The following is a 9,115-nucleotide window of genomic DNA, read 5'->3' on the forward strand; positions in this document are numbered from 1 at the left end:
ATCAATGACGAAGTAGAAATTGTTGGTATCAATGATACAACTCGTTCTACTTGTACTGGTGTTGAAATGTTCCGTAAGCTTCTTGACGAAGGTCGTGCTGGCGAAAACATCGGTGCACTTTTACGTGGTACTAAACGTGAAGACGTTGAACGTGGTCAAGTACTAGCTAAGCCTGGTTCAATCAACCCACATACTACATTCACTTCAGAAGTATACGTACTTTCGAAAGATGAAGGTGGTCGTCATACTCCATTCTTCAAAGGTTACCGTCCACAGTTTTACTTCCGTACAACTGACGTAACTGGTGACGTACAGTTACCAGATGGCGTAGAAATGGTAATGCCTGGTGATAACATCAAGATGACAGTAACTCTAATCGCACCAATCGCGATGGATGAAGGTCTTCGTTTTGCTATCCGTGAGGGTGGTCGTACTGTAGGTGCTGGTGTTGTAGCAACTATCGTAGCGTAATTATTAGCCTAGCTAATTGTTACCAAAAAACCCGAGCTTAGTCTCGGGTTTTTTAATGTCTGAAGAAAAGTGTTATATGAAGGTGGCGCTCTTACCTTAGGCGTAGGTACTTTGTAGCAACTATCGTAGCGTAATAATTAACTTTAAAGTTAATTATTAGAAAAAGGTCACTTAGGTGGCCTTTTTTAATGCCTGAAGAAAAGTGATTGGCTTTTCGTTATAATTTTCTTGGCGTAGCTTGGGTTGAGTTTTACGAAACCCGAGGAAAAAGATTGCTGAAAATAATTACGCAGTTAATGGGTTATTTAATACGTTAAAATGATCATGCTTTTAATAAAATTGGTACCAATAAAAAGCACGGCTAGGCCGCGCTTATAGTGAATTAGCTTTTGGTATTTTAGCCAATAACTAATATATGCTAAAAAGCTTTAATGCTTTTTCGCATATTCTTCAGCTTGCTTTAAAACTCTTAATAAATTACCGCTAAGAATCTTTTTAATATCAGCATCGCTGTAATCTCTGTCCATTAAACCTTGAACAAGATTAGGGTAGCTAGATACATCTTTTAAGCCAATTGGCAGTGAATCGCCAACTCCATCATAATCAGAGCCAATACCGACATAATCAATACCAATTATCTCAACTACGTGATCAATATGATCAAGTACTTGCTCAAGGCTTGCAAATGGGTAAGGGTTTTTAGCACGGTATGCAGCATCAAAATCTTTGCTTAATTTAGTCCCGCCTTTTTTAACCGACTCTTTTGTGCTTTTTAATTGCTTGCCCCAACTACCTGCTTTAGCGGTAACAAAGCTTGAGCCAAAGTTGATTTGAATAACGCCGCCATTTTCTTTAAGTGCCAATAGCATGTCGTCATTCATATTACGCTCAAAGCCTGGCGTGTATTTACGAAGTGATGAATGCGAGGCAATTACGGGGGTTTTAGAGAGCTCCATTACTTGATAAAACGCATCATCAGAAATATGTGATACGTCAATTAACATACCAATATTATTCATTTCAGTAATTAGCTTTTTACCAAATGGGCTTAAGCCTTTCCATTTACGGCGAATATCATAAGACGAATCTGAAATATGGTTGCTTTGCGAGTGCGCTAGCGTGATGTAGCGAATACCACGGTCGTAAAAGTGCTGAAGGTTTTTCATATCCCCTTCAATTGGAGATCCATTTTCCATACCCATCGCAATAGACAGCTTACCTTGCTTAAACTGCTCTTCTATATCAGTGCTTGAGCTGGCAATAGCAAACTTATCGGGTGCGCGCTGGGCTATAGCTTCCATACTATCAATCATTTGATTGGCTAGCTGATAGCTTTTTCCTTTACCTTCAAATTCCAAATGCGCAGGAATATAAATCGACATAAACGGTGCGTTTAAACCGCCTTTTACAGCGCGAGGGTAGTCAAAATCGCCATCAGCTGTCGCTTTAGTTACATCAACCCAATTTTCGTGAATTCGATAAGGTACGTCGATATGGGTATCAATTAAAATGGTGTCTTTAGCGAGTTTAATTGCCTTGTCAGATGCTGTTATTGTTTGTTCTGCATGGACTTGATTAGTTAATGCTAGTGATACGGCTACCACTAGAGTGCTGAGTTTTATCATGTTTTGGCTCTTTGGGTAAAAAGCCATTGTGTACGTTCAATTCAAAAGTTACAAGTGCTAATCAAACGACTCTGCTTGATGCTCTTCACTTTGCAGCGCTTTAAATTCGCCCTTAGAAATAATAGTAACTGACTCATGTAATTCAGAGAAAAATACCATTGCTTCGCCATTTTTAAGCTGCGCCTTAACTTGGTTAACTTTAGATTCGATGCTTGCTTCTACTTCACCATAATCAGTGCCTTCACGAAGTACATAGCTTTCTATTAGATTGTAAAGAGTGTCTTTATCGAGTTGTTCAAAAGGGATAATCATTACTGCTCGTTACTCACTTTATTTAGTACATGTTCCCCAAAGTAGCTGGGTACGGCTTTCTCTAACCAAAATATAGGTTTAAACGGATTTTTACCGCTAATAAAACCAACGTGTCCGCCTTTGTCAGAGATGCGCAGCGTAACATGCTCACTCACATCTTGCCTACTCGGTACGGCCTTAATTGAGAGCATTGGGTCGTCTTTGGCATGAATAATAAGTGTGGGTATAGCAATATCTTTTAAGTACGGCATGGCACTGGCTTTACGATAGTAATCGTGGGCATTTTCAAAGCCGTGTAACGGTGCTGTTAGTTGGTTATCAAACTCTAATAAATCATCAATATTCATTAATTGATCGGTAGTTATAGGAATTTGCTGCTTAATTTGCGGCAATTTACGTTGCATCGACTTTTTCATGCGATCGAGCAAATACTTTTGATAAATTTTACCTAAACTTTTACGAATAACATCACTTGATGACGACAAATCATAAGGCGCCGATACCACCGCTGCAGCACTGAGGGGGCATGCTTGGGATTGTTCACCTAAGTATTTGGCCAGTACGTTACCGCCTAACGAAAAACCTACGGCGACCATAGTGCGCTCAGGAAACTGCAGCTTTAAGTGATTTATAAAAAAGGCTAAATCGGCGGTATCACCACTGTGATAAGCTCGCGGCAGGCGGTTTACCTCTGTTGAGCAGTTTCTAAAGTGCATAAGCACCACTGCGTAACCTTGTTTTTTTAACGCCTTCATCATGCCTTTGGCATAAAAGCTATTTATATTGCCTTCAAGGCCATGTAAAACAACGGCAAGTGGAGCTGTTTCGTTATGTGGAAGTGACCATGCGAGCTCAATAAAGTCACCATCAGGTGTATCAAGTTGCTCAAGTTCGTAGCGAGTGTGGTGAAATGGGCGGAAAAAACGCGGCATTATGGTCTGAACGTGACGATTGGTCATCCACCATGCTGGTTTGAACTGAGAGATCATGTTTGTACTACGCACTTTGTATTAAACGAAAAGCTAGTGTATCAAATTTTTCGCTTCAGAAAATAAAAAGCGCCTAACTAGTAAACTAATAAGGCGCTTTAGTGCGTCGTGCTTAATTTTGATCAGGAATTTCTGCATCATGTATTTTTTTCAGAAAGAAAAAAGCAAAAAAGATACACAAAGAAACAACGATAGTTAAAAATCCAAAAGACATAAATAAAACTGGATCTGTAAAAAAATCTCTAAAGAATACGCTCATGATTTGTTCCCCTCGTTGTTGATGGGTTAATCATAAGCGGTTTTTAGGAGGCCCAACGTGATCGAGATCAAGTTATTTTCCTAAGCAGATATAGGAGCGAAGCTAAGTTGATTTAGATCATGCTTTACGGGCTAATAAGTTATTACCAAAGGGCAAAGAGAGTTTTTCGCTTGAAATAGTGAACTGATCTTAATCCATGTTTTTTCACTTCCCCTAAAGCGTAGCGCTTTTAACTTTTTTGAGTAAACCACTTAAATTTTTTTTGCACTAAGAGAAAAGAATGAGAAGTAAATGAGGGTAGAGCTATAAATTACTTGAGCCAAACAGCCGCTCAATATTTATATTTTTATCTAAGTAATCTAGTTTGTTTTCCTCTAAAAGCGAAGCGCCTCTAAACCTCTTTGTGAATAAATCACTTAAAATTTTTTTGCACAAAGAAAAGAGAATGAGCAGTAGAAGAGGGTATAAAAAGTAGCAGCCTAAGTGGCTTTCATATATAGCTTAATATTGTTTGGTTCTGCATGCTCGATTAATTCCAACTCATTTACTGCTTCAATCAACATATGTTGCTGTTGTTTTTCAAGCTTTAGCTCAGTGCTTAGTAACTCTGCGCGTATTGTGGCGTAATCACTTATTGTATTCTGGTTAGCTTTTAAATAGCTACGAGCAGCGCGCAGAGGCTGTAATGCATAAGTATCAAACTCACTAATTGCGTCTATTAACTCATTTAACTGTTGGGCATTAACACTTAAATTTAATGAATCTAAATAAAGTAGTAATAAGCATAAATTAACGTTTTTTCCTTGCTGGTTTTGTAGTGCCAGCAAGGTTGTTTGTTGATCAGGCTTTGCGTACAAGGTGCACGCAAACTGCCAAAAATGGTCGCTATTGAGCAAGTTCATCGGCGAATGCCTGCTCTTTTTCTTCCATTTTTTCAAGTGCCATAAGTAGCTCTTCTTCAACGTCGTTAAGCTTAGGCGTAAGGGTTGCTTGCTTGGCCAATAACTCTTTGAGTTTGGCTTTGTTGTCGTCGTTGTAGAGTTCGTTGTCGCCAAGGGCTACTTCCACTTCACTTAATTCAGCGGTGAATTTATCGAGTTGCTTTTCAAGCTTTTCAATTTGCTTTTTAAGTGGCTGAGTGGCTTTTCTAAATTCAGCCTCTAAGCGCTTTTGCTCTTTACGGTTAACACCAGGATTAGCTTTAGGTTCGTCGCTTTGCTGTGCTTTAACTGCTTCTTTATTGGCGTTAAGTAGCCATTGATAATACGCATCTAAGTCGTAACCAAATTGCGTTACTTTGCCATCATCTACTAAGTAAAATTCATCGGCGGTGTTTTTAAGCATATGGCGATCGTGCGATACGGTAACCATAGCGCCTTCAAAACCTTGCAGGGCCATAACAAGTGCGTGGCGCATTTCTAAATCAAGGTGGTTAGTTGGCTCATCGAGAAGCAGTAGGTTTGGCTTTTGATATACCAACATGGCAAGCACTAAACGTGCTTTTTCGCCGCCCGAAAATGGGGCTACAGGCTCAAGAGCTTTATCGCCAATAAAGGCAAAACCACCTAAAAAGTCACGTAGTGATTGCTCAGTTGCTTTTGGGTCGAGTCGTTGTATATGCGTTATTGCACTGGCTTTTAAATCAAGAGATTCAAGCTGATGCTGCGCAAAATAACCAATATTTAACCCGTGGTGCTGCACAACTTTGCCAGCTTGCGGCTCTAAATCACCAGAAAGCAGTTTAATTAACGTTGATTTACCCGCACCATTTCTTCCAAGTAAAGCAATTCGGCTGCCTGGTACTAGGTTTAGCTCTATATTATTTAAAATGGTGACGTCACCATAACCCGCTTTAGCTTTATCTATTGTCATTAGTGGGTTTGGTAATGCTTTTGGCTCTGCAAACTCAAAGTTAAATGGCGAGTCGGCATGTGCTGGCGCTAGTTTTTCCATGCGTTCAAGCGCTTTTACACGGCTTTGTGCTTGTTTAGCTTTACTGGCTTTTGCTTTAAAGCGCGTTATAAATTGCTCTAAGTGTGCAATTTGATCTTGCTGCTTATCAAACATTGCTTGTTGTTGTAGTAAACGCTCAGCTTTTTGGCGTTCAAACTGCGAGTAGTTACCTTTGTACACGTTAATAAGTTGCTTATCTACGTGCCAAATTTGATCAACTACCGCATCTAAAAACTCACGGTCATGCGATATAAGTACAAGGGTGCCAGTATAAGCACGTAAAAAACGCTCAAGCCAATAAACGGCATCTAAATCAAGGTGATTTGTTGGCTCATCGAGTAATAGTAAATCGGCATCGCGTATCAATGCTTGGGCAAGGTTTAAACGCATACGCCAACCACCCGAAAACGAGCTTACAGGGTTTTCTATTAGGTTATTGGCAAAGCCTAAGCCGTGTAATAGCTCACCAGCGGTTGATTCAATGCTGTAGCCTTTAATGTTTTCAAGCTGAATATGTACTTTGGCTTGTGTGTCGCCATCGTTGTTTTTCTCGGCCTCACGCAGTGCTATGCGCATTGCGTAGTATTCTGGGTGGCCTTGAAGTACATAGTCAATCGCGCTTATTTCAAGGGCAGGGGTTTCTTGTTTTACTGAGGCAATAGACCAATCTTTTGGAATACTGCAATTACCGGCATCCAGTTGTAATTCAGATTTTAGTAAACCAAATAACGTAGATTTACCACAGCCATTAGCGCCAACAAGGCCTACTTTGTGCTCTGGAAATAACGTAGCTGATGCGTTTTTTAATAAGGCTTTACCGCCACGAAGTAGTTCTATTTCTGAGATTTGGATCATGAATGCGTTACTTTGCTGTGCCCTTGTTAAGTTGGCGCTATCATAACATAGAACTTAATGCTCTTATCAAGCGTATCAACAAGTGAAGTTATACGATAAAATAACGGCAGTTCAAACCACAGGAAAAATGTTGTGAGACAAAAGAAGCGATTTATTGCTGGTGCATCGTGCCCTGAGTGTAAAGCCATGGATACTATGATGCTATACAGAGAACATGATGTTGAAAAAGTAGAGTGTGTTGAGTGCGGTCATAAAATGGCGCAACCCGATAACGCTGTTCAGGCGTCTACTCGCCAATTTGAACAAGTAATTGGTGTGTTTAAACCGGGCGACTAACCCGGTTTTTTTATTGCCTAATTTTTACCGGCTTTAGTAATGCGGTGGAGGCGGCTCCGGTACTTCAGACATCATAGACGATGATGACTGCGACTCTTTAATTTTTTCTGCTAGCAGCTCTGTTTGGCGTTTCATTTTTGCTAAAAGTTGCTGATGTACTTTTATTTCATCATTTAAAACTTCAATCGTTTCGTCTTGAAAAGCCACTTTGGCTTCAAGTTCCATTAAGCGATGTTCAATTGTGTTCATTATTCTCTCGTATAATAAATCGCTCTGCGATACCGCTGGAGCTTTCGGTTAACAACGACTTACCGTTATCTGTAAATGTCACATCTAGCACCACCGCCGATTTAGGCTTACTGCCTTCGCGCGGGGTAACCTGCCAAGTTTGAATTTTTTCGCCGCTTAGTATTTGCCATAAATCAACGCGCTTATTTGGCGAGCCGGTTGCAAGCAAAGTGCCTTGTTCGTTAAAACGCACAGCAGTAAAAATTTTCTGACGCGCAATATACTTCAGTTTACTCACAAGATCACCTGTAGTCAGCTTCCATACATTTGCTTGTGCCATACTATCGGCCGTAAACGCATAGCGACCTTGTGGATCGAGCGTCACTTGGGTAACACGCGTTGGGTGATTAAAACGATGAATTACTTGCCCTGTACGTGTATCCCAAAAGTAAGCAACATAATCGTTAGAACCACTTAAGGCGTAGCGTCCGTTAGGTGATAGGTCAACGGTGTTAACTTTATCTTGATGACCTAAAAACTCAATACGACGTCCGGTTTCTAGGTTTACAAATACGACAACGCCGTCGCTACGGCCGTATAAAACACTACGGCCTTGATTGCTAATAGCAATATCGCGAATACTGGCTTTTTGTATTTTGTAATAACCTTTATTTTTGCCTGTGGTTATATCCCACACAGCAAAGGTGGTTTTTTCGGCGGTAACAGCCACGCTGTTATCAAAAGCAATAGCAACAGCGTATACCAAGCTGTCTTGAGCTTGCTGCTGAAACCATTGGTATTTTAGTACTTGCTGTTGATTATCCCACAGGGCGACCCCATGGTTGATAGAGGAGATTAAACTGTATTTACCATCGTTTGACAGCGCTGATGAAAACGCACCTTGTGCAGCATGTTCGTAACTTGCTACAGCTTGTTGTTTTTTATCGGTACAGGCGATGGCTAAAAAACAGCTAAATACGATTAAAAAAGTACGAAATATCGACATATTACAGGTATTTCCCCTTAACTCTTAGTGACTGAGAGGTTAGACTAGGACGCGTTAAATGCCTAGGTTGTTTGTCTAATCACTGGATATGTTTTTAGTTTAGCTAACAATGTGGAATTTAGTCATTAAACAAGCAGCCTATCATGTGGGCCGTTAATCTTTAACTAGTAATAATACATTAAAATGACAACTGCAAAGTGTGTCGGAGATTTAAAATGAAAAAGACGATTAGATTGTCATTGATTGCAGCGTCAGTTTTAGCGCTTACAGCTTGTAATCAAGAAGCAAAAAAAGAACAAGCTGAAGTTAAATTAGACACTGTAGAACAGCAACAAGCATACGGTATTGGTGCATCTGTAGGTAACTTTTTAAATAAAGACCTAGCAGACAAAACAGAAATTGGTATTGAACTAGACCAAGCACTTCTAATCCGTGGTTTTGAAGATGCACTTGCTGGTAATGCAAAACTTGACGAAGAAAAAATTCGCGAAGTATTAACTGAACTAGATACATCAGTGCGTACTAAGCAAGAAGAAAAAGCAAAAGTAGAGTCTGAAAAAAGCAAAGAAGCAGGTGTTAAATACCTAGCTGACAACGCTAAAAAAGAAGGCGTTACAGTAACTGAATCTGGTCTACAGTACGAAGTACTTAGCGAAGGCGATGGCGAAAAGCCAGTAGCAACTGATGTAGTTAAAGTACACTACAAAGGTACTTTATTAGACGGTACTGAGTTTGATAGCTCATATGCACGTAACGAACCGACAACTTTCCCTCTTAACCGCGTAATTGCTGGTTGGACTGAAGGTTTACAACTTATGTCAGTGGGTTCTAAGTACAAGTTCACTATTCCTTCAGAACTTGCTTACGGCGATCGCGACTTAGGTAAAATTCCAGCTAATTCAACACTTGTATTTGAAGTTGAATTACTTGAAATTCAAAACGAAGAAGCACCAGCACAATAATAAGCTTATTGTGTAAATGCAAAGAGGGACCCTAGGTCTAATGCCGTTCACTTAAGGTGAGCGGCTTTTTTATTTCTAGCGTACCGCTGCGGTCTTGGCTTGACTGAGCGAGGAAAACT

At 40.1% G+C, this 9,115-nt stretch carries 10 protein-coding genes; 3 read left to right on the forward strand and 7 right to left on the reverse strand.

Annotation, left to right across the window (positions count from 1 at the left end; translation table 11 throughout):
* On the forward strand, positions 1–471 hold a 471-nt coding region (locus GQR55_RS19230), incomplete at its 5' end, for an EF-Tu/IF-2/RF-3 family GTPase (protein WP_240916927.1).
* Positions 472–899: 428 nt separating this feature from the next.
* On the opposite strand, the gene GQR55_RS19235 is transcribed toward GQR55_RS19230, so the two are convergent.
* From GQR55_RS19235 to GQR55_RS19255, 5 genes are all read right to left on the reverse strand, one after another.
* Positions 900–2,096, reverse strand: coding sequence for a dipeptidase (locus tag GQR55_RS19235; RefSeq protein WP_166421875.1), 1,197 nt, complete (start codon positions 2,094–2,096; stop codon positions 900–902).
* Between the two features lie 57 nt (positions 2,097–2,153).
* Positions 2,154–2,408: a YheU family protein gene (locus tag GQR55_RS19240; RefSeq protein WP_166421876.1), complete on the reverse strand. Its 255-nt coding sequence runs from the start codon at positions 2,406–2,408 to the stop codon at positions 2,154–2,156.
* Entirely contained in the window at positions 2,408–3,397 is a 990-nt protein-coding gene (locus GQR55_RS19245) for a hydrolase (RefSeq protein WP_166421877.1), read from the reverse strand. Before GQR55_RS19245 ends, GQR55_RS19240 begins: the two co-directional genes overlap by 1 nt.
* 738 nt (positions 3,398–4,135) lie before the next feature.
* Entirely contained in the window at positions 4,136–4,558 is a 423-nt protein-coding gene (locus tag GQR55_RS19250; protein WP_166421878.1) for a TIGR02444 family protein, read from the reverse strand.
* Positions 4,542–6,464 carry an ATP-binding cassette domain-containing protein gene (locus GQR55_RS19255; protein WP_166421879.1) on the reverse strand — a complete coding sequence of 641 codons (1,923 nt, stop codon included), beginning with the start codon at positions 6,462–6,464 and terminating at the stop codon, positions 4,542–4,544. Before GQR55_RS19255 ends, GQR55_RS19250 begins: the two co-directional genes overlap by 17 nt.
* A gap of 132 nt (positions 6,465–6,596) precedes the next feature.
* Here GQR55_RS19255 and GQR55_RS19260 point away from each other — a divergent pair, with 132 nt between their 5' ends.
* Complete coding sequence (locus GQR55_RS19260; RefSeq protein WP_004589620.1) at positions 6,597–6,800, forward strand: YheV family putative zinc ribbon protein; 204 nt, start codon at positions 6,597–6,599, stop codon at positions 6,798–6,800.
* Between the two features lie 33 nt (positions 6,801–6,833).
* On the opposite strand, the gene GQR55_RS19265 is transcribed toward GQR55_RS19260, so the two are convergent.
* Together GQR55_RS19265 and GQR55_RS19270 are read right to left on the reverse strand one after the other, a co-directional pair.
* Positions 6,834–7,049, reverse strand: a complete 216-nt coding sequence (locus GQR55_RS19265; protein ID WP_004335946.1) for a SlyX family protein — start codon at positions 7,047–7,049, stop codon at positions 6,834–6,836.
* Entirely contained in the window at positions 7,036–8,034 is a 999-nt protein-coding gene (locus GQR55_RS19270; protein ID WP_166421880.1) for a hypothetical protein, read from the reverse strand. The genes GQR55_RS19265 and GQR55_RS19270 overlap by 14 nt, the downstream gene beginning before the upstream one ends.
* Positions 8,035–8,249: 215 nt before the next feature.
* On the opposite strand from GQR55_RS19270, the gene fkpA reads away from it, so the two are divergent.
* Positions 8,250–8,996, forward strand: coding sequence for an FKBP-type peptidyl-prolyl cis-trans isomerase (gene fkpA, locus GQR55_RS19275; RefSeq protein WP_024595253.1), 747 nt, complete (start codon positions 8,250–8,252; stop codon positions 8,994–8,996).
* Positions 8,997–9,115: the final 119 nt, after the last annotated feature.

Origin of the sequence: Pseudoalteromonas sp. Z1A8, assembly GCF_011378855.1 — a bacterium.
In the GTDB taxonomy this organism is placed as follows: Bacteria; Pseudomonadota; Gammaproteobacteria; order Enterobacterales; family Alteromonadaceae; genus Pseudoalteromonas.